Origin of the sequence: Pseudomonas wayambapalatensis (genome assembly GCF_049942315.1) — a bacterium.
In the GTDB taxonomy this organism is placed as follows: domain Bacteria; phylum Pseudomonadota; class Gammaproteobacteria; order Pseudomonadales; family Pseudomonadaceae; genus Aquipseudomonas; species Aquipseudomonas wayambapalatensis.
Window position 1 is genome coordinate 63,468 of sequence record NZ_JBNFMU010000212.1, and the last position, 18,310, is coordinate 81,777.

The following is an 18,310-nucleotide window of genomic DNA, read 5'->3' on the forward strand; positions in this document are numbered from 1 at the left end:
AGAGACAAGGTGATTTCCATGGCGGAACAACTATCCACAAGTAAGTGCGATTCACCATTACTCCAGGCGTTCGTCGACAATCGCAGCATCCTCGTCAAGATTGCCGCCCGTATCACGGGCTGTCGGTCGCGCGCCGAGGATGTGGTGCAGGATGCCTTCTTCCGGCTCGGTTCCGCGCCGCAGATCACGTCCTCGTTCAAGGCCCAGCTCAGCTATCTGTTCCAGATCGTGCGCAACCTGGCCATCGATCACTACCGCAAGCAGGCGATGGAGCTGAAGTACTCGGGTAGCGAGGAAGAAGGCATGAATGTGGTAATCCAGAATGCCTCGCCAGAATCCACCCACATCAACCTTGCGACCCTCGAACACATCGCCGAAGCGCTCAACGAGCTGCCCCAGCGCACGCGCTACGCGTTCGAGATGTACCGCCTGCACGGCGTGCCGCAAAAAGACATCGCCAAGGAGCTCGGGGTCTCGCCGACGCTGGTCAACTTCATGATCCGCGACGCGCTGATCCACTGCCGCAAGAACAGCCGCCAGGCCGAGGGCTGACCGCCTCACAGGTACAGCGTACAGCACCTGCCCAGCGTGGTCGGGCCGCCCAGCGGCCCACGCCCTGCGTGCCGCTAGACCAGCGCGCAGCGATCGAAGAAGCGCTCACGCCCCAGGATCATCAACGCCGCCCGCTTGTGCGGGAAATCGAACTCTTTCTCGCAGTGGAAGCACTGATCGTGCATGTAGCCGATCATCTTGCCGTTGTCGGCGCGCGGCTCGGCGACCACCTGCTGGGTGCGCGGGTCGTCGAGGAACAGGTAGTGCACCAGCGCCGACATCCAGCTCGCCACCTTGTGCGGGCCACGGTGCGCCTGTTCGCCCACGAGCATGTGGATACCGCGGTCGTAATCATCGGCCGGATAGAACGGCGCGATGCGGTCTTCCTTGGCCCAATAGGCTTCGAAGTAGGCGAACGGCTCATCGTCGAAACAGCCGATGAGCGTCAGGGTGTGCGGGTCTGCCTCGAGCTTGCTCAGGTATTCGCGGTGCTGCTCCAGGCTGCCCTGTTCCTGCCAGAAGTGCGCGACCCGCGGCTCGTTCTGCCAACGGTTGAAGCGGGCCAGGTCCTGCTCGACTTCCAGGGTGCGCAGCGACACCCACGCCCCCAGGCGCGCATCGAAACGGCGATACACCTCGCCCCGGGGCTTGGGCGCGCGGCGCGGATGGCGCTTGCCGTTGCTGATCTGCATCTGCTGCGGGTAGACACCGCTCTGTACCTCGCCAAGCCAGGGCTGCGGCAACTGCCAGAACAGCGCCCGCTCGCAGATCAATACGTCCACTTGCTCGCTGGCGACCAGCAAGCCGCTCGCCAGCAGCGCCGGCAGCCACGCTGGCGTCTTCGGCAAATGCCAGGCCAGGCGCTGGCAGGCGGGATCGCGCGACAGCAGCCAGTAGCAGGCGGCCCACAGGGCCTGGGCGCCGCGATCCGGGCAGACGGTTTCCAGGTGAACCTGCACGGGGTCGGCGGGCACCAGGCGCACCTGGATCAGCGGGCGGCCCTCCAGGGTCAGACTCAACCGGGAAGCGGTCTCGTCGCCTTGCAGGCTGTGCCATCGCGGAAGGGAAAGCGGCGTCGAAGCGGCATCGAAAGGCATGGTCATGGCTCACGGAAAAATGGGATCACACTCAAGTGTCTGAACGTGATCGCAGCCCGGGAATTTAATTGCGCGGCGTTTGCACGGTGATCCGATAAGGGCCGAAAAGCGCCGCCAGCTCACCGCTGTCGCGCAGGCGCTGCATCAGTTGGGCGAAGGCTTCGGCGCGGATCGGCGCGTCAGGGCGCAGCAGTGCGTAGTGATGGTAGACCTGATCGACCCGCTCCGAGGCCAGCAGCTCGCTGTCCTTGGTCGGGTTGCGCTTGAGGTAGTCACTCAGGTACGAGCGGGTCACCAGGGCAATGTCCGCGCGCTCGCGTTGCACCATCGACAGGTTGCTGTCGTGGGAGTACGAGAGGATGGCCCGGAAGGTCTTCTTCAGGTACTCGGGGTCGGGATTGAAATCGGCAAACGCGTAGTGATAGCCGTTGAACAACGCCAGGCGCTTGCCTTTGAGGTCATCGAAATAATGCTGGTCACGCCCGGCCTGACGATGGGCGACGAAGATCTCGGCATCTTCCAGGCCCATGTCGACCGCCGTGTGCGGGATCTGCTGCCAACCCCATTGCGGGTTCTCGAAGATCGCCATGTCGGTGCGCGCTTGCTGGAAATCACCGAAGCGGCGCGGGATCGAGGTTGGCACCAGAACGAAACGGTAACCAGCCTGGAGCTGGTTCAGCGCCTCGGCGAACTGCGGCAGCAACCCTGTATCGGCACCCTGCTCCGGACGCACCGTGTAAGGCGGGAAATGCGCGGCCCCGATCCGCACCTCCACCACGTCGGCGGCACAGGCCGGCCCGGCCAGCCACAGTGCAGCGAGCATCATCAGGGATGACAGGGCCTTGAGGGCGGGCGGTGGCGTCAAGTGAGGCACTCAAATCACGGGTTTGGACCTTGATGCGCCTAAGCTAGGCGTTTTCCTGTCAGGGCACAACCGCTGGTTATGCCAAAATAGCGGCATTCTGCCAGGGGATGCCGTAAGGGTTCTGGATTGGCTACGCTCTAGGGGCCCGCGGCCCTGCTCTCTCGTCCGACGCCGCGGACCACAGCGTCTTGCAAGGGAGCCTGGTATGGGCCATTGGCTGGTCATCGACCTGGAAGCCACCACCGACGACGGTGGCTGGCCGGTCACCGAGATGGAAATCATTGAAATCGGCGCAAGCCTGGTCACCCGCGAAGGTCGCGAGGTCGATCACTTCCAGCGCTTCGTCAAGCCGCGGCGGCGTCCGCAACTGACACCCTTCTGCCGTGAGCTGACGCACATCGGCCAGGCCAGTATCGACAGCGCGGCGTCGTTCGCCGAGATCTGGGAGCAGTTCGAGCGCTGGTTGGGCCATCATCGGGCGCAGTTGCAGGCCTGGGTCAGTTGGGGCGACTACGACCGCCAGCAGTTGCTGCAGGAATGGCAGCAGCACCAGGTCAACAGCCTGCTGGCGCAATTGCCGCACATCAATCTCAAGCAGCGCTTCGCCAAGGCCCGTCACCTGCAGCGTCCCACCGGCCTGAACGGTGCACTGCAACTGGCCGGCATGCAGTTCGTCGGGCAACAGCACCGGGCGCTGGAGGATGCACGCAATACCGCACGGTTGCTGCCCTTGAGCCTCACCTGAAAGCAGATGACGACCGCGCAGGGCTTGGGCATACTGGCCAGCCTTTTTTCAGCCCTTCTGTTCAGGAGTCGCCCATGTTCCAGGTCAACGAGTACTTCAACGGCACCGTCAAGTCGATTGCCTTCGCAGGCGAAGAAGGTCCGGCCACCGTGGGCGTGATGGCCCCGGGCGAATACGAGTTCGGCACCGCCAAGCGCGAGATCATGCACGTGGTGTCCGGCGCCCTGATCGTCAAGCTGCCGGGCAGCGACAACTGGGAAACCTTCAACGCAGGCGACAAGTTCAATGTGCCGGCCGACAGCAAGTTCCAGCTGCAGGTGAAGGTCGATACCGCTTACCTGTGCGAGTATCGCGACTAAGCATCAGGCTCTTCGCGGGCTTGCCCGCGAAGAATCCAGCGCTAACCCTTCAGAAACCCCGCCACCTTCTCAGCCGCCGCCTGCAGATGCTGCTCATGGCTGAACCCTGAAGCTTTCAGCGGCTTCAGATCATGATCCCCCGCCACCAGCCAGTTCACCTCGATCGCCGTTGACAGTTCATACCCCTGAACCGCCTCGCGATTGCCCAGCGCATCCCGCTCGCCCTGGACGATGAGCGTGGGCGTCTTCAGCCCGGCCAGATGCTCGACCCGCGGTTTCTCCGGCTTGCCCACGGCATAGAACGGATACCCCAGGCACACCAGCGCATCCGCCTCCAACTCATCGGCCAGCAAACTGGCCATGCGCCCGCCCATGGACTTGCCGCCAATGGCCAAGATACCCGTGACCAATGGTCGCACCTGCCCATACACCTCGCGCCAGCACTCGAGCAGCACCTTCTGCGGGTTGGGCGGACGCTTGCCGCCGTTTATGCGGCGCTCGGCCATGTAGGGAAATTCGAAGCGGATCACCCCGACCCCAAGCCCCGCCAGCCTTTGCGCAATCTCGTCCATGAACGCGCTGTCCATCGGCGCCCCCGCGCCGTGGGCCAGGATCAGTGTGCAGGAACGCCCCTGATCGCCCCGGATTTGCGGAGGATCGACGCGCAAGCCTGGGACATTTCCCACTTGGGCCCATTGATCCCCGTCAATACCGGCACATTGCCCATCTTTCATGCTTGCCTCGCTGTTTAGCCTGCCTATAACCGTGGATGGGAACCCATACATGAACACAACCAGCAGTACCGCCTACAACTACAAGGTGGTCCGCCAATTCGCCATCATGACGGTGGTGTGGGGCATCGTCGGCATGGGGCTCGGTGTCTTCATCGCCGCGCAACTCGTGTGGCCGAGCCTCAACTTCGACCTCCCCTGGACCAGCTTCGGCCGTCTGCGACCGCTGCACACCAACGCAGTGATCTTCGCCTTCGGTGGCTGTGCCCTGTTCGCCACCTCCTATTATTCGGTGCAGCGCACCTGCCAGACCATCCTCTTCGCGCCTAAATTGGCCGCATTCACCTTCTGGGGCTGGCAACTGGTGATCCTGCTGGCAGCGATCAGCCTGCCACTGGGCTACACCAGCTCCAAGGAATACGCCGAACTGGAATGGCCGATCGACATCCTGATCACCATCGTCTGGGTCTGCTACGCCATCGTGTTCTTCGGCACGCTGATGAAGCGCACCACCAAGCACATCTACGTGGGCAACTGGTTCTTCGGTGCCTTCATCCTCACCGTGGCGATCCTGCACATCGTCAACAACCTGGAGATGCCGGTCAGCCTGACCAAGTCGTACTCGGTCTACGCCGGAGCCACCGATGCCATGGTGCAGTGGTGGTACGGCCACAACGCCGTAGGTTTCTTCCTGACCGCAGGCTTCCTGGGGATGATGTACTACTACGTGCCCAAGCAGGCCGAGCGACCTGTGTATTCCTATCGCCTGTCCATCGTGCACTTCTGGGCGCTGATCACCCTGTACATCTGGGCCGGCCCTCATCACCTGCACTACACCGCCCTGCCCGACTGGGCCCAGTCACTGGGCATGATCATGTCGCTGATCCTGCTCGCACCGAGCTGGGGCGGGATGATCAACGGCATGATGACCCTCTCCGGTGCCTGGCACAAACTGCGCAGCGACCCGATCCTGCGCTTCCTCGTGGTGTCGCTGGCGTTCTACGGCATGTCGACCTTCGAAGGCCCGATGATGGCGATCAAGACCGTCAACGCCCTCTCCCACTACACCGACTGGACCATCGGCCACGTCCACGCCGGCGCCCTGGGCTGGGTGGCGATGATCTCCATCGGCGCGCTGTACCACACCATTCCCAAGGTGTTCGGCAAGCAGCAGATGCACAGCGTCGGCCTGATCAACGCGCACTTCTGGCTGGCGACCATCGGCACCGTGCTCTACATCGCCTCGATGTGGGTCAACGGCATCGCCCAGGGCCTGATGTGGCGCGCGGTCAACAGCGACGGCACGCTCACCTACTCGTTCGTCGAAACCCTGGTGGCCAGCCACCCCGGCTTCATCGTGCGCTTCGTCGGCGGGGCGATCTTCCTCAGCGGCATGTTCCTGATGGCCTGGAACACCTGGCGCACCGTGCGTTCGCCAGCGCTCGACGCCGCCCCTGCGAACGCCCAGCTGGCTTGAGGAGACACGCCTGATGAAACATGAAGTCATCGAGAAAAACGTCGGCCTGCTGGCCTTGCTGATGGTGTTCGCCGTCAGCATCGGCGGCCTCACGCAGATCGTCCCGCTGTTCTTCCAGGACGTCACCAACAAGCCGGTCGAGGGCATGAGGCCCTACACCGCGCTGCAACTGGAAGGCCGTGACATCTACATCCGCGAAGGCTGCGTGGGCTGCCACTCGCAGATGATCCGCCCGTTCCGCGCCGAGACCGAACGCTATGGCCACTACTCGGTGGCCGGTGAAAGCGTGTGGGACCACCCCTTCCTCTGGGGTTCCAAGCGCACCGGCCCGGACCTGGCCCGCGTCGGTGGACGCTACTCGGACGACTGGCACCGCGCGCACCTGTACAACCCGCGCAACGTGGTACCGGAATCGAAGATGCCGGCCTACCCGTGGCTGGTCGCACAACCGGTCGACAACAGCCACACCGACACCAAGCTGCGTGTACTGCGCACCCTCGGCGTGCCCTACACCGACGAGGACATCGCCAGCGCCCGCGACGCGGTCAAGGGCAAGACCGAGATGGATGCGTTGGTCGCCTACCTGCAGGTGCTGGGCACCTCGATCAAGAATAAGAGGTAAGCACGATGGAATTCGACATCGGCATGATCCGCGGCCTCGGCACCCTGGTGGTGATGATCGCCTTCATCGGCCTGTCGCTCTGGGTGTTCAACCGCCGCCGCGACCGTGATTTCGCCGAAGCGCGCCTGCTGCCCTTCGACGACGACCGCCTGCCCCCTGCCGGGCAGGAACCTGCCATGAGGAGTAACGGGCAATGACCACCTTCTGGAGTACGTACATCAGCGTACTGACCATCGGCAGCCTGATCGGCCTGACCTGGTTGCTGCTCGCCACGCGCAAGGGCCAGAGCCACGACACCACCGACCAGACCATGGGCCACAGCTTCGACGGGATCGAGGAATACGACAACCCGCTGCCCAAATGGTGGTTCTGGCTGTTCGTCGGCACCCTGGTGTTCTCGGTGGGCTACCTGATCCTCTACCCGGGCCTGGGTAACTGGAAAGGCATCCTGCCCGGCTACGAGAACGGCTGGACCCAGGTCAACGAATGGCAGAAAGAAATGGACAAGGCCGATGCCCGCTTCGGGCCGATCTTCGCCAAGTTCGCCGCCATGCCGGTGGAGGAAGTGGCCAAGGATCCGCAGGCATTGAAGATGGGCGCACGCCTGTTCGCCTCCAACTGCTCGGTGTGCCATGGCTCGGACGCCAAAGGGGCCTATGGTTTCCCCAACCTGACTGACAAGGACTGGCGCTGGGGCGGTGAACCCGAGACCATCAAGGCCTCGATCATGAACGGCCGCCATGGCGTGATGCCAGCCTGGGCCGAGGTGATCGGCGAGCAGGGCGTGGCGGATGTGGCCGCCTTCGTGTTGAGCAACCTGGACGGGCGCAGCTTGCCTGAAGGGATCAAAGCCGACGTGGCCAAGGGCAAGGAAATTTTCGCCAGCAACTGCGTGGCCTGCCATGGGCCGGAAGGCAAAGGCACCCCGGCCATGGGCGCCCCCGACCTGACCCACCCGCAGGCGTTCATCTACGGTTCGAGCTTCGCCCAGTTGCAGCAGACCATCCGCTATGGTCGCCAGGGCCAGATGCCGGCTCAGGCCGAGATCCAGGGCAACGACAAGGTGCACCTGCTGGCGGCTTATGTGTATAGCCTGTCGCACGACCAGGTCCCAGAGACAGTAACCGCCAAGTAACACCCACCGGTGCGGCAGCACGCCGCTGCGGCTTGCCCCGCGATGTGTCTTGTTTGCCAAGGCCATTGCGGGGGCAAACCGTCCCCACGCTTCAGAAGCTGCTGGAGCGACGCCTCCTACATCAATCTAGGAATCTACTGACAATACTTCCCCGGACTCATCTTTTACGGTCTCTCCCCGAGCTCAACAGGTTCAAGCGCGCTGCATGGCACTTCGAACAACACCGGACAGGGAGTTCCATGCCGTACCAATCCGACATTCATTACACCTTCTCGCCAATACTTGGCGACACCCAATTCGAGGTGGTGTCATTCACCCTGAATGAAGCAGTCAGCACACCTCACCAACTGCTGCTGGAACTGGTCAGCCACGACAACGACGTCGACTTCGGTCACTTGCTCGACAAGCCCGTGCTGTTCACCCTCTGGAAAGGCGAACGGCCGGTACGCCACGTTCACGGCCTGGTCAGCAGCTTCAGCCAAGGCGAGAAGCCGCCTCCGACCAGGGCACGCACTACCAGCACACCGCTCAAGTCGACCGCCGAGGGCCGCAGCCTGATCCCCATGGAGGGTGCCTGATGCTCAGCCCGTTCATCCAGTCAATCGTCACGACACTGCGAAAGTCCAACAGCTATCGGCTCAGCGGCATTATCGACATAGCCTCCCTCACCCCCTCTGCGCGCGACAAGGTTCAGGAACACGTCTCGACGTACTGCTGGCCGCTGCTGCAACAGGCACAGTTCGCCAACCTGCAGGCAGCAGGGCCCTGGCTGTTCTCGGCCAGGCCAGGTGCCGACGTGTCCGCACAGTACGATTTTCTGGGAGCACTCGATGAATGTGCCGAGCGCGCGGTTTGCGGCTGGATCATCAGCGCACTTGCACCCGAACAACTGGCCAGGCACCTCAGCCAGGCCGCGGTAGTGACAGGGCCGGACGGGCATCGCTACCTGCTTCGCTATCACACCGCCACGGTGCTGAAGGTGCTGGACAACCGCCGAGACCTGCCCGGCGTCAGGCAACTGTTCGCACCCATTCACCGCTGGTGGTTCCCGGAACCTACCCTCAATCCAAATGAACAGCGCTGGAGGTCGCTTACTGGCGCCGATCAGCCAGAATCACTCGCGGTGCCTGCGATACACCTCGATGCCGATAGCTGGGCTGCGCTGACCGGGGACCCGCTGAGCTATCACCTGGCCAAACTGCTGCGCAAGGAAAACACCGCTCCGGCATTCGATCGGGCCTGCCCCGGCACACAGATCGGCCTCATCGACCTCTACCTGCGCCAAGCCCGCGAACATGGTCTGACGCGGAACAAGGACCTGATCACCTACGTGCTGATGCTCGCGTGCAACGGTGACAACCTCGCCGACACACCTGCCTGGCAGCAAGCCCTGAGCGCGACCTGTGAGCAACAGACCGCGCTTGTCGACAACCTGCAGACCCTCCTGCCTGCATCCACGCGCTGAGGCCAATTGATGAGCACCCTGCTGGAAACACTCGAACTCTGCAAACAGGTCAATGCCACGTACAAACCTGCTCTGAGCAACAGCCCGGTGGCCTCATGCACGCGCAGCTTCCAACTGCTGCCGCTACGCTTCGCAGCAGTCGGTGGCGAAGCTGCGCAACGCAGCCGGCTACCCACGCTTACAGCGCCGCTGACCCCTTACCCCGACGTACAACCTCTCAGTCATTCCAGCTACGCGCTGCGCCCGTTGCGCGAAGGGTTTCTGTACCTGTTGCTCAAGCGCTATGGCGACCCGGCCTATCACTGGCACAGCCAGTATCGCGTCTTGGCCAACGGATCGCTGCGCGCGATCAGCGCTGACGCCCCCTGGGAGGTCCTGCCCAGCGCGACCCTCGATGATCTGATCAAGAGTTTTGGCTGGACGATAACCCTGTACGACCTCGACAGCATGCAGGAGCTGCGCCCACTCTACAGCCCCACCCCGCTGACACCACGCATGCTCGACAATTACCGCTTGATCGAGGATGGTTACCGCGACAGCTTGCCGAGCATCGACGTCGAGACTCTCGTTCAGCCGGTGGAGCTACCCTCACCACCGTCAGTGCTCAAGTACGACCAGTTGGAGTGCATCGCCGACTTCAAGGCTCAACAAGACCCTCAACTGCGGGCGCTGCTGAAGCAGCAGCCGTTCAACCAGGACCAGCTACTGTCGTTGCAGGCCACGCGCCAGGCCTTCGCCCCGTCACCTAACCGCAACAACCCCCGCGGCGCCGCCATCGTGGTCGATGACATTATCGGTATCACCCAGGAACTCAACGCCTGGCGCAATGCAGCAGTCGACTAGGTGCGCAGCGATTGGCTGCAGCGCAGCGTGGAGCCGGGCGTCGACAATGAGCGCCGGCTGTTGGTGGCGCAGTCGTTTCTAAAAATCGAAAAGCTCTATCCCGAAATGCGCGCCGAACAGATTGTCAAACGCGAGGTCATGGCAGAAACCCTGCGTCTTCAACCGGTAATGCCTGCGGAGTACCACGGTTTCACGGAGCAGGCGAGAAAAGACGCGGATGCCCACGATGCCCAGCTCAAGCCCCTTCTCGAAAAATTCGAGCGAGACACCCGAGCCCGGGTAAACGCCCGCCAGCAAGCGGGCGAGTTCAACCGGCAGTTCGATGAGAAGTACGGCCCCCTGGTGGACCGCGCCGCCATGCGCCTTCAGCTCGAACACTTCCACAAGGTCACGCAGTCGGCCAAGCACGCCGCCGAGGCACGCGCATTGGACCACCTGCGCTGGGTGATCAACGAGCGTTTTCTCCAGGCCCTGGACCGTTACGACGACGCAGACCCTACAGACGGCCTGGCTTTCGCCGAACAGACCGGGCAGTGCGTGGTCGGCATGGAACTCAGCGAGCTCGGCACCAAGGTATTGGACCACTGGTGGCGCAGCGACCCCACCGAGCGAGACAACCTGGCCATGCGCAGCATCGCCTTCAACCAACAGACCCTGCGCGAGGAGCTGGCACAGTTGCGCGACGCCGCCAAGGCCGCATCCGGTTCAGAGACCTCCTTCGACCTGCCGGAAGCCCTCGCCCGCCAGGCCCATGCAGCGGCCAACGCCTTTACCCGACTGAACACACTGTACGAACAGCGCCAGGCACAAAACGGCAGGGCTAGCGTTGGCTTGTATGCCTGGTATGTCGCGCTCGGGCGCCAAGTGCTGCGCACCGCGGCGCCGAACAATCTGGACCGCGCCTTGCACCAAGGGCTGCGAGTCACGCTATTTGCCTCCGTGCACGAAGCCGCCGTAAATGTGCGCCTCGCGCAAGCAGCGGAGCTCAACCAGACCATCAACCCACAACGCAGTGCCGGCCAGATCACCCGCTACCTCGATCAGGCCTGGGCCGAAGGGCTGATGCAGGCGCACAAGAGTGACTTCTACAAGGTTCGGGTATCCGGGGTCATCACCCTGATCGAGGGGATGTTGATGGCCTTCAAGGCGCGACAGCTACCAGATAGCGACATGCGCCTGAAAACCGAGCTACTGGCAGCAGCGATGAGCACGGCGGCTGCCGGGTTCGAGATCGGGGTTAGTTATTTGGAAATGGTCATGACACGCTATGGCGCACAAAGCGTGACTGGCGGCGGGGCAACGGTGGCGTTGGGGCGGTTGAAGTTGTGGGGGGCAGGGTTAGCGGGGATGGGGGGGTTGGTGTTGGCCTGGTGGGATTTTGCGGATGGGATTGAGCACTCTAAGTCTATAGAACCTTCAAATACTTCCAGAAGCAGTAGCCAAATATTAGCTACTGCATACCTTACGCGCGCTTTCGCCGTCGTGGGTTTATCGTTAGCTGAGATGGGCACAGCCATAGCCATTGCCCAACCGCTGTTCCAACATCTAGCCAGAACCACCTCCAACACACTTTTAAGCAGCGTAGCCAGTTCATTTAGCGCGCTTTCCGCAAGGCTAGGAACTCAAGCCGCTCGCCTCATATTGGCCAGACTCGTACTCGGCACATTCTGGATTGGCATTGCAATTACAGTGATCATTTTTATTTTTGACGATGATGCACTGGAGAAATGGTGCAAAAAAAGCGTCTACCGACGGGATAGACAAAAAAAACCTTTCGATAGCACCCATGAACTTTCAGAACTCTACAAAGCGCTCAATGAGGTCATGTAATGCACCTAATTGAATGGATGTTCTGGAGAATGCACATCGAGTCATCGGCGGACCGCGAAATGGCGGAATCAATCCAAACGCGCACCCAATTGCGAGCTGCCAAAGATAATTACGAAGAGGATTTTACATCTGACTTACATCTTAGACCCGTCAGTGATAATCCGAGCAGCCGCGGGCCGGTATTCGAGTTCGACGACAACATCATGGAAATGCGCTGCGGCGGATCAGAGGAAAAACGTGGCTTAATAACCATGGCTACATTAGGAATGTTGGCACCTGCAGCTTGGGCATGGTCAATAATAACCTTCGGATTCATATCACTCATCATCACACAGCTCCCAGACTTCAGCGTACTGACGCTATCACTGACTACGTTTCTACTAGCACTGGGTGGCAGCACAGGATATTTTTACGCTCGGTACGGCTTTCGACTGACTCGCCTGGAAATGCTGACAAGCCGCCACTTACTAATACGGTTCAACCGTAAAACTCAGCAAGTTCATTTGCACCGCCCTGGCTACTGCGGCGGCATTGTTACATTTGCCTGGAAAACAACAGGAAGCACCGCCACTAACCCAAAGGATGATCGTCTTAGCATGGGTATGCGACTCGTTCTGGCTTGGCACCCTCATTTGACAGGACTACCTCACATGGAAATGGCCCTGCTAGGCAAACAAGGCCAAGGCGGCAGCGAACTGCGGGACGAATGGGAGTTCATCCGCCGCTACATGGAAGAAGGCCCCGACTCCGTCCCGCGCCCGCGCCTGAGCACACGCTTCCCATCGCCCATCCAGGCCTTCAGTGCCCAGTTCGAAGGCATGGGCCGTTTCTTTCGCAATAGCAGGTGGCCCTTCAAGGTTGCCCTGCTGCTGGTCTGGCCTGCCTTCGTGATCATCGGTACCTCACACTGGCTCAGCCTGATGCTCTGCTGGCGTCCACGCTGGCCGAAGATCATCCGCGAGGCCGGGCTACCGGGTAAACCGGTGCCCCCGCTCACCACATTGAGTGACTACCCGCCTGACATTCAGCAGCGCCTGCTCGCCAACGCCGACCGCTGGCACCTGAAGCCGGGCAAGCGCCCGGAGCAGAAACCCCGCAAGGCCAAAACAGCCCCTGAATAAGGGAACTGCACCCAATGGGGCGCTACTGTCGCTAATCGGTCTATACGGGTACGTGGGGGCGAGCCCTGCCATGCTGGCTACTTGATGGATGGCACCGACTACGCGAGTGTTCGCGAGCAAGCCCCCACAGCCATCGCACCCGCGCTCGAAAACAACAATGCTTACGCAGACTCTAACGCCCCTACCCCACTCCCCCTCCCTTGCACCCCCTCCGAACGGAACTAAGCTTGTTGCCAAAGTGGCCTCGCGTTGCAGCGATGCCATCGACGCGGCGCATTGCCTGACGCTGCGCGCCAAAAAGGCATCCGAAAAAAGCTTGACCGATCGATCAGAAAAAGGTGAAAAACGGTACACATTACAGATATTTATTTGTGTACAATCGTTCGACCCGAAACGCCACGGGACGGTGGTGGGCAGGGTATGGACACGGGTCGGCGCAGGGTACCTTGCGTTGCCATAGCCATTGCGGCTATCGAGACTGGCGCCGATTTTTCCACCAACAAGAACACCTAAACCGTGGAACCTTAGCATGAGCACAGCAATCAGTCCGACTGCTTATAACTATAAGGTCGTCCGCCAGTTCGCCATCATGACGGTGGTCTGGGGGATCCTTGGCATGGGCCTCGGCGTCTTCATTGCATCGCAACTGGTGTGGCCGCAGCTCAACTTCGACCTGCCCTGGACCAGCTTCGGACGCCTGCGCCCGCTGCACACCAACCTGGTGATCTTCGCCTTCGGCGGCTGTGCCCTGTTCGGCACCAGCTACTACGTGGTGCAGCGCACCTGCCAGACCCGGCTGATCTCCGACGGCATGGCCGCCTTCACCTTCTGGGGCTGGCAGGCGGTGATCCTCGGCGCGCTGATCACCCTGCCGATGGGCTACACCACCACCAAGGAATACGCTGAGCTCGAATGGCCCATCGCAATCCTGCTGGCCATCGTCTGGGTCACCTATGCCGTGGTGTTCTTCGGCACCATCGTCAAGCGCAAGACCAAGCACATCTACGTGGGCAACTGGTTCTACGGCGCCTTCATCGTGGTCACCGCGATGCTGCACATCGTCAACCACATCTCGCTGCCGGTCAGCCTGTTCAAATCGTACTCAGCCTACGCCGGTGCCACCGACGCGATGATCCAGTGGTGGTATGGCCACAACGCCGTGGGCTTCTTCCTCACCACCGGCTTCCTGGGGATGATGTACTACTTCGTGCCCAAGCAGGCGGAGCGGCCGATCTACTCCTACCGCCTGTCGATCGTGCACTTCTGGGCGCTGATCACCCTGTACATCTGGGCCGGCCCGCACCACCTGCACTACACCGCCCTGCCCGACTGGGCGCAGTCGCTGGGCATGGTGATGTCGATCATCCTCCTGGCCCCGAGCTGGGGCGGCATGATCAACGGCATGATGACCCTCTCCGGTGCCTGGCACAAACTGCGCACCGACCCGATCCTGCGCTTCCTGGTGGTCTCCCTGGCCTTCTACGGCATGTCGACCTTCGAAGGGCCGATGATGGCGATCAAGACGGTCAACTCGCTGTCGCACTACACCGACTGGACCATCGGCCACGTCCACGCCGGCGCCCTGGGCTGGGTGGCGATGATCTCCATCGGCGCGGTGTACCACATGATTCCGAAGCTGTACGGCCGCGAGCAGATGCACAGCGTCGGCCTGATCAACGCGCACTTCTGGCTGGCAACCATCGGCACCGTGCTGTACATCGCCTCGATGTGGGTCAACGGCATCACCCAGGGCCTGATGTGGCGTGCGATCAACGATGACGGCACCCTCACCTATTCCTTCGTCGAAGCGCTGCAGGCCAGCCATCCGGGCTATATCGTCCGCGCACTGGGCGGCGCCTTCTTCGCCTCGGGCATGTTGCTGATGGCCTACAACGTGCTGCGCACGGTACGCGCTGCCAATCCGGCGCAGGCCGATGAAGCCGCCAAGATCGTCGTCGTGGGAGCGCACTGATGAAGCATGAAGCAGTCGAGAAGAACATAGGCCTGCTGGCCTTCTTCATGGTCATTGCCGTGAGCATCGGCGGCCTGACGCAAATCGTCCCGCTGTTCTTCCAGGACGTCACCAACAAGCCGGTCGAAGGCATGAAGCCGCGCACCGCGCTGGAAGTCGAAGGCCGCGACATCTATATCCGCGAAGGCTGTGTAGGTTGCCACTCGCAGATGATCCGCCCGTTCCGCGCCGAGACCGAACGCTATGGCCACTACTCGGTGGCCGGTGAAAGCGTGTGGGACCACCCCTTCCTCTGGGGCTCCAAGCGTACCGGCCCGGACCTGGCCCGCGTCGGTGGGCGCTACTCGGACGACTGGCACCGCGCGCACCTGTACAACCCGCGCAACGTGGTGCCGGAGTCGAAGATGCCCGCCTACCCGTGGCTGGTGGAAAACCACCTCGATGGCAAGGATACGGCCAAGAAGCTCGAAGTGCTGCGCACCCTCGGCACGCCCTACACCGACGAAGACATCGCCGGTGCCCGCGACGCGGTCAAGGGCAAGACCGAGATGGACGCCCTGGTGGCGTACCTGCAAGGCCTTGGCACCCTCATCAAGAGCAAACGGTGACGCTGATGGATATCGGGATGATTCGCGGCCTGGGCACCGTCGTCGTGCTGGTGGCCTTCGTGGGCCTGGCGCTGTGGGTGTTCAGCCCGCGGCGCAAGAAGGATTTCGACGAGGCCACGCAGTTGCCCTTCGCGGATGATCCCGAGGCCAGCCGGCATGTCGAGCACGCGCAAAAGAATGCTTCTGGGAGCAAACAACAATGACAACCTTCTGGAGTCTGTACGTCACCGTCCTGACCCTGGGCACCATCTTCGCCTTGACCTGGCTACTGCTGTCGACCCGCAAGGGCCAGCGCGAAGAGATCACCGACGAAACCGTCGGCCATGCGTTCGACGGTATCGAGGAGTACGACAACCCGCTGCCCAAATGGTGGTTCTGGCTGTTCGTCGGCACCATCGTCTTCGCCCTCGGCTACCTGGCGCTGTACCCGGGCCTGGGCAACTGGAAAGGCATCCTGCCAGGCTACAGCTACCTGGATAACGACAAGCAGACCGAGTTCAGCAATGGCCAGTCTGGCTGGACCGGCGTGCACGAATGGGAAAAGGAAATGGCCAAGGCCGATGCCCGCTTCGGGCCGATCTTCGCCAAGTTCGCCGCCATGCCGCTGGAAGACGTCGCCAAGGATCCGCAGGCCCTCAAGATGGGCGCACGCCTGTTCGCCTCCAACTGCTCGGTGTGCCATGGCTCGGACGCCAAGGGGGCCTACGGCTTCCCCAACCTGACCGACAGCGACTGGCGCTGGGGCGGCGAGCCGGAAACCATCAAGACCACCATCATGAATGGCCGTCATGGTGTGATGCCGGCCTGGGCCGAGGTGATCGGCGAGCAGGGCGTGGCGGATGTCGCCGCCTTCGTGCTGACCAACCTGGACGGGCGCAGCCTGCCCGAGGGCATCAAGGCCGACGCGGCCAACGGACAGAAGATCTTTGCCGCCAACTGCGTGGCCTGCCACGGCCCTGAAGGCAAGGGCACCCCCGCCATGGGCGCACCCAACCTGACTCACCCGCAGGCGTTCATCTACGGCTCGAGCTTCGCCCAATTGCAGCAGACCATTCGTTACGGCCGTCAGGGGCAGATGCCAGCGCAGGCTGAAATCCAGGGCAACGACAAGGTGCACCTGCTGGCGGCTTATGTGTACAGCCTGTCGCAGCAGGCGGAGCCGGCTCAACCGGCTGAGTAAGCCTGGGCTGGCCTCATCGCGGGACAAGCCCGCTCCCACAAGGCGGGTGCGGTACTTGTAGGAGCGGGCTTGCCCGCGATGAGGCCGGCAAATGCACCACTGACTGACCTGGATCAATTGACACTCGCCATAACACGATTCAAACGACCACCCAACGCGACTAAACGTCGCAGCCAAGCCCTACCCTGCCATCACAGGCGTATCATGGGCCGCAGAGCGCCAACACAGGCGCGCGACCACGGCCGGCATGCACTGGCCCTGGCATTTCTCCACTGCCGTGGGACTTGATGATGAGCAAGCAGATTCCGGTACATGACGTCACCCCGCCTGCCAACAAAGGAAAGGATTCCGTCGACCTCTACGCCTCTCGAGAGAAAATCTACACCCGCGCCTTCACCGGCGTGTTCCGCAGGTTGCGCATGGTCGGTGGTGCCCTGCTATTCCTGCTCTACTTCGGCACCGTGTGGCTGAACTGGGGCGGGCACCAGGCCGTCTGGTGGAATCTGCCCGAACGCAAGTTCTACATCTTTGGCGCCACCATCTGGCCGCAGGACTTCATCCTGCTGTCGGGCATCCTCATCGTCGCCGCTTTCGGGCTGTTCTTCATCACCGTGTATGCCGGCCGCGTCTGGTGCGGCTATACCTGCCCGCAGAGCGTGTGGACCTGGATCTTCATGTGGTGCGAAAAAGTCACCGAGGGCGACCGCAACCAGCGCATGAAGCTGGACAAGGCCCCCATGAGCGGCAACAAGTTCCTGCGCAAGCTGGCCAAGCACAGCCTGTGGCTGCTGATCGGCTTCGTCACCGGCCTGACCTTCGTGGGCTACTTCTCGCCGATCCGCGAACTGGTCATCGAGTTCTTCACCGGCCAGGCCGATGGCTGGGCCTATTTCTGGGTCGGCTTCTTCACCCTCGCCACCTATGGCAACGCCGGCTGGCTGCGCGAACAGGTGTGCGTGTACATGTGCCCCTATGCACGCTTCCAGAGCGTGATGTTCGACAAGGACACGCTGATCGTCTCCTACGACCCACGCCGCGGCGAAGCCCGTGGTCCGCGCAAGAAAGGCGTCGACTACAAGGCCCAGGGCCTGGGCGACTGCATCGACTGCACGATGTGTGTGCAGGTCTGCCCCACCGGCATCGACATCCGCGACGGCCTGCAGATCGAATGTATCGGCTGCGCCGCGTGCATCGACGCCTGCGACGGCATCATGGACAAGATGGACTACCCGCGCGGGCTGATCAGCTACACCACCGAACACAACCTTTCCGGGCAGAAGACCCACATGCTGCGCCCGCGCCTGATTGGCTACGCCCTGGTGCTGCTGGTGATGATCGGCGCCCTGGCCACTGCCTTCGCCACCCGTTCGCTGGTGGGCTTCGACGTCAGCAAGGACCGCGTGCTGTACCGCGAGAACGCCCAGGGCTGGATCGAGAACGTCTACAGCCTCAAGGTGATGAACAAGGACCAGCGCGACCACGTCTACGTGCTCGACGCCGCCGGCCTGCCTGGCCTGCAACTGTCCGGGCAACGCGAGATCCGCGTGGCCGCCGGCGATATCGTCAGCCTGCCGGTACAGCTGTCGGTCGCACCCGAGAAATTGCCCTCGAGCACCAACGACATCACCTTCATCCTCAAGGATGCCGACGACAACGGCACACAGGTTGAAGCCAAGAGCCGCTTCATCGGCCCACAGATCCGCTGAGA

Annotated in this window: 17 protein-coding genes and 2 pseudogenes; 16 read left to right on the forward strand and 3 right to left on the reverse strand. The window is 62.0% G+C overall.

The window, feature by feature from the left end:
* The first annotated feature begins 18 nt into the window (after positions 1-18).
* Entirely contained in the window at positions 19-552 is a 534-nt protein-coding gene (locus ACPZMI_RS18600; protein ID WP_186666333.1) for an RNA polymerase factor sigma-70, read from the forward strand.
* A 74-nt stretch (positions 553-626) separates the two neighbouring features.
* On the opposite strand, the gene ACPZMI_RS18605 is transcribed toward ACPZMI_RS18600, so the two are convergent.
* Together ACPZMI_RS18605 and ACPZMI_RS18610 are read right to left on the reverse strand one after the other, a co-directional pair.
* Positions 627-1,649 (reverse strand): GNAT family N-acetyltransferase, encoded by a 1,023-nt coding sequence (locus ACPZMI_RS18605; RefSeq protein ID WP_426352793.1) that lies wholly within the window; start codon positions 1,647-1,649, stop codon positions 627-629.
* Between the two features lie 64 nt (positions 1,650-1,713).
* Entirely contained in the window at positions 1,714-2,514 is an 801-nt protein-coding gene (locus ACPZMI_RS18610) for a substrate-binding periplasmic protein (protein ID WP_186666337.1), read from the reverse strand.
* Between the two features lie 205 nt (positions 2,515-2,719).
* On the opposite strand from ACPZMI_RS18610, the gene ACPZMI_RS18615 reads away from it, so the two are divergent.
* Positions 2,720-3,259, forward strand: a complete 540-nt coding sequence (locus tag ACPZMI_RS18615) for a 3'-5' exonuclease (RefSeq protein WP_186666339.1) — start codon at positions 2,720-2,722, stop codon at positions 3,257-3,259.
* Positions 3,260-3,333: 74 nt separating this feature from the next.
* Positions 3,334-3,618 carry a pyrimidine/purine nucleoside phosphorylase gene (ppnP, locus tag ACPZMI_RS18620; RefSeq protein ID WP_054894773.1) on the forward strand — a complete coding sequence of 95 codons (285 nt, stop codon included), beginning with the start codon at positions 3,334-3,336 and terminating at the stop codon, positions 3,616-3,618.
* 41 nt (positions 3,619-3,659) lie between these two features.
* Here ppnP and ACPZMI_RS18625 read toward each other — a convergent pair whose 3' ends face one another.
* Positions 3,660-4,352: an alpha/beta family hydrolase gene (locus ACPZMI_RS18625; protein ID WP_288376058.1), complete on the reverse strand. Its 693-nt coding sequence runs from the start codon at positions 4,350-4,352 to the stop codon at positions 3,660-3,662.
* A 49-nt stretch (positions 4,353-4,401) separates the two neighbouring features.
* Between ACPZMI_RS18625 and ccoN (ACPZMI_RS18630) the strand changes: the two genes are divergently transcribed.
* The 13 genes and pseudogenes from ccoN (ACPZMI_RS18630) to ccoG all read left to right on the forward strand — a co-directional run bounded on the left by ccoN (ACPZMI_RS18630) (position 4,402) and on the right by ccoG (position 18,308).
* Complete coding sequence (gene ccoN / locus ACPZMI_RS18630) at positions 4,402-5,826, forward strand: cytochrome-c oxidase, cbb3-type subunit I (protein ID WP_186666341.1); 1,425 nt, start codon at positions 4,402-4,404, stop codon at positions 5,824-5,826.
* Between the two features lie 13 nt (positions 5,827-5,839).
* On the forward strand, positions 5,840-6,448 hold the full coding sequence (gene ccoO, locus ACPZMI_RS18635; protein WP_426352794.1) for a cytochrome-c oxidase, cbb3-type subunit II: 609 nt from the start codon (positions 5,840-5,842) through the stop codon (positions 6,446-6,448).
* Between the two features lie 5 nt (positions 6,449-6,453).
* Positions 6,454-6,645 carry a cbb3-type cytochrome oxidase subunit 3 gene (locus ACPZMI_RS18640; protein ID WP_054894769.1) on the forward strand — a complete coding sequence of 64 codons (192 nt, stop codon included), beginning with the start codon at positions 6,454-6,456 and terminating at the stop codon, positions 6,643-6,645.
* Positions 6,642-7,583, forward strand: a complete 942-nt coding sequence (gene ccoP / locus ACPZMI_RS18645) for a cytochrome-c oxidase, cbb3-type subunit III (RefSeq protein WP_186666345.1) — start codon at positions 6,642-6,644, stop codon at positions 7,581-7,583. The genes ACPZMI_RS18640 and ccoP (ACPZMI_RS18645) overlap by 4 nt, the downstream gene beginning before the upstream one ends.
* 239 nt (positions 7,584-7,822) lie before the next feature.
* A pseudogene (locus ACPZMI_RS18650) lies at positions 7,823-8,071 on the forward strand (contractile injection system protein, VgrG/Pvc8 family); the annotation flags it as partial.
* Between the two features lie 89 nt (positions 8,072-8,160).
* Entirely contained in the window at positions 8,161-9,048 is an 888-nt protein-coding gene (locus tag ACPZMI_RS18655) for a DUF4123 domain-containing protein (protein WP_426352795.1), read from the forward strand.
* Positions 9,049-9,057: 9 nt separating this feature from the next.
* Positions 9,058-11,721, forward strand: a pseudogene (locus tag ACPZMI_RS18660) (T6SS effector BTH_I2691 family protein).
* Positions 11,721-12,842, forward strand: a complete 1,122-nt coding sequence (locus ACPZMI_RS18665; RefSeq protein ID WP_186666350.1) for a DUF6708 domain-containing protein — start codon at positions 11,721-11,723, stop codon at positions 12,840-12,842. Before ACPZMI_RS18660 ends, ACPZMI_RS18665 begins: the two are co-directional and overlap by 1 nt.
* 529 nt (positions 12,843-13,371) lie before the next feature.
* Entirely contained in the window at positions 13,372-14,814 is a 1,443-nt protein-coding gene (ccoN, locus tag ACPZMI_RS18670) for a cytochrome-c oxidase, cbb3-type subunit I (RefSeq protein WP_054894767.1), read from the forward strand.
* Positions 14,814-15,422, forward strand: a complete 609-nt coding sequence (gene ccoO, locus ACPZMI_RS18675; protein ID WP_054894766.1) for a cytochrome-c oxidase, cbb3-type subunit II — start codon at positions 14,814-14,816, stop codon at positions 15,420-15,422. The genes ccoN (ACPZMI_RS18670) and ccoO (ACPZMI_RS18675) overlap by 1 nt, the downstream gene beginning before the upstream one ends.
* 5 nt (positions 15,423-15,427) lie before the next feature.
* Complete coding sequence (locus tag ACPZMI_RS18680) at positions 15,428-15,625, forward strand: CcoQ/FixQ family Cbb3-type cytochrome c oxidase assembly chaperone (protein WP_054894780.1); 198 nt, start codon at positions 15,428-15,430, stop codon at positions 15,623-15,625.
* Positions 15,622-16,602, forward strand: a complete 981-nt coding sequence (gene ccoP / locus ACPZMI_RS18685; RefSeq protein ID WP_186666351.1) for a cytochrome-c oxidase, cbb3-type subunit III — start codon at positions 15,622-15,624, stop codon at positions 16,600-16,602. The genes ACPZMI_RS18680 and ccoP (ACPZMI_RS18685) overlap by 4 nt, the downstream gene beginning before the upstream one ends.
* Positions 16,603-16,892: 290 nt before the next feature.
* Entirely contained in the window at positions 16,893-18,308 is a 1,416-nt protein-coding gene (gene ccoG / locus ACPZMI_RS18690; RefSeq protein WP_186666352.1) for a cytochrome c oxidase accessory protein CcoG, read from the forward strand.
* The last annotated feature ends 2 nt before the right edge of the window (positions 18,309-18,310 follow it).

Coding starts and splice junctions, on each gene's coding strand:
- ppnP (WP_054894773.1), top strand. CDS start 3,334: ATGTTCCAGGTCAACGAGTACTTCAACGGCACCGTCAAGTCGATTGCC.
- ccoP (WP_186666351.1), top strand. CDS start 15,622: ATGACAACCTTCTGGAGTCTGTACGTCACCGTCCTGACCCTGGGCACC.
- ccoP (WP_186666345.1), top strand. CDS start 6,642: ATGACCACCTTCTGGAGTACGTACATCAGCGTACTGACCATCGGCAGC.
- ACPZMI_RS18605 (WP_426352793.1), bottom strand. CDS start 1,649: ATGCCTTTCGATGCCGCTTCGACGCCGCTTTCCCTTCCGCGATGGCAC.
- ACPZMI_RS18615 (WP_186666339.1), top strand. CDS start 2,720: ATGGGCCATTGGCTGGTCATCGACCTGGAAGCCACCACCGACGACGGT.
- ccoO (WP_054894766.1), top strand. CDS start 14,814: ATGAAGCATGAAGCAGTCGAGAAGAACATAGGCCTGCTGGCCTTCTTC.
- ACPZMI_RS18680 (WP_054894780.1), top strand. CDS start 15,428: ATGGATATCGGGATGATTCGCGGCCTGGGCACCGTCGTCGTGCTGGTG.
- ACPZMI_RS18655 (WP_426352795.1), top strand. CDS start 8,161: ATGCTCAGCCCGTTCATCCAGTCAATCGTCACGACACTGCGAAAGTCC.
- ACPZMI_RS18600 (WP_186666333.1), top strand. CDS start 19: ATGGCGGAACAACTATCCACAAGTAAGTGCGATTCACCATTACTCCAG.
- ccoG (WP_186666352.1), top strand. CDS start 16,893: ATGAGCAAGCAGATTCCGGTACATGACGTCACCCCGCCTGCCAACAAA.
- ACPZMI_RS18640 (WP_054894769.1), top strand. CDS start 6,454: ATGGAATTCGACATCGGCATGATCCGCGGCCTCGGCACCCTGGTGGTG.
- ccoN (WP_054894767.1), top strand. CDS start 13,372: ATGAGCACAGCAATCAGTCCGACTGCTTATAACTATAAGGTCGTCCGC.
- ACPZMI_RS18625 (WP_288376058.1), bottom strand. CDS start 4,352: ATGAAAGATGGGCAATGTGCCGGTATTGACGGGGATCAATGGGCCCAA.
- ccoO (WP_426352794.1), top strand. CDS start 5,840: ATGAAACATGAAGTCATCGAGAAAAACGTCGGCCTGCTGGCCTTGCTG.
- ccoN (WP_186666341.1), top strand. CDS start 4,402: ATGAACACAACCAGCAGTACCGCCTACAACTACAAGGTGGTCCGCCAA.
- ACPZMI_RS18665 (WP_186666350.1), top strand. CDS start 11,721: ATGCACCTAATTGAATGGATGTTCTGGAGAATGCACATCGAGTCATCG.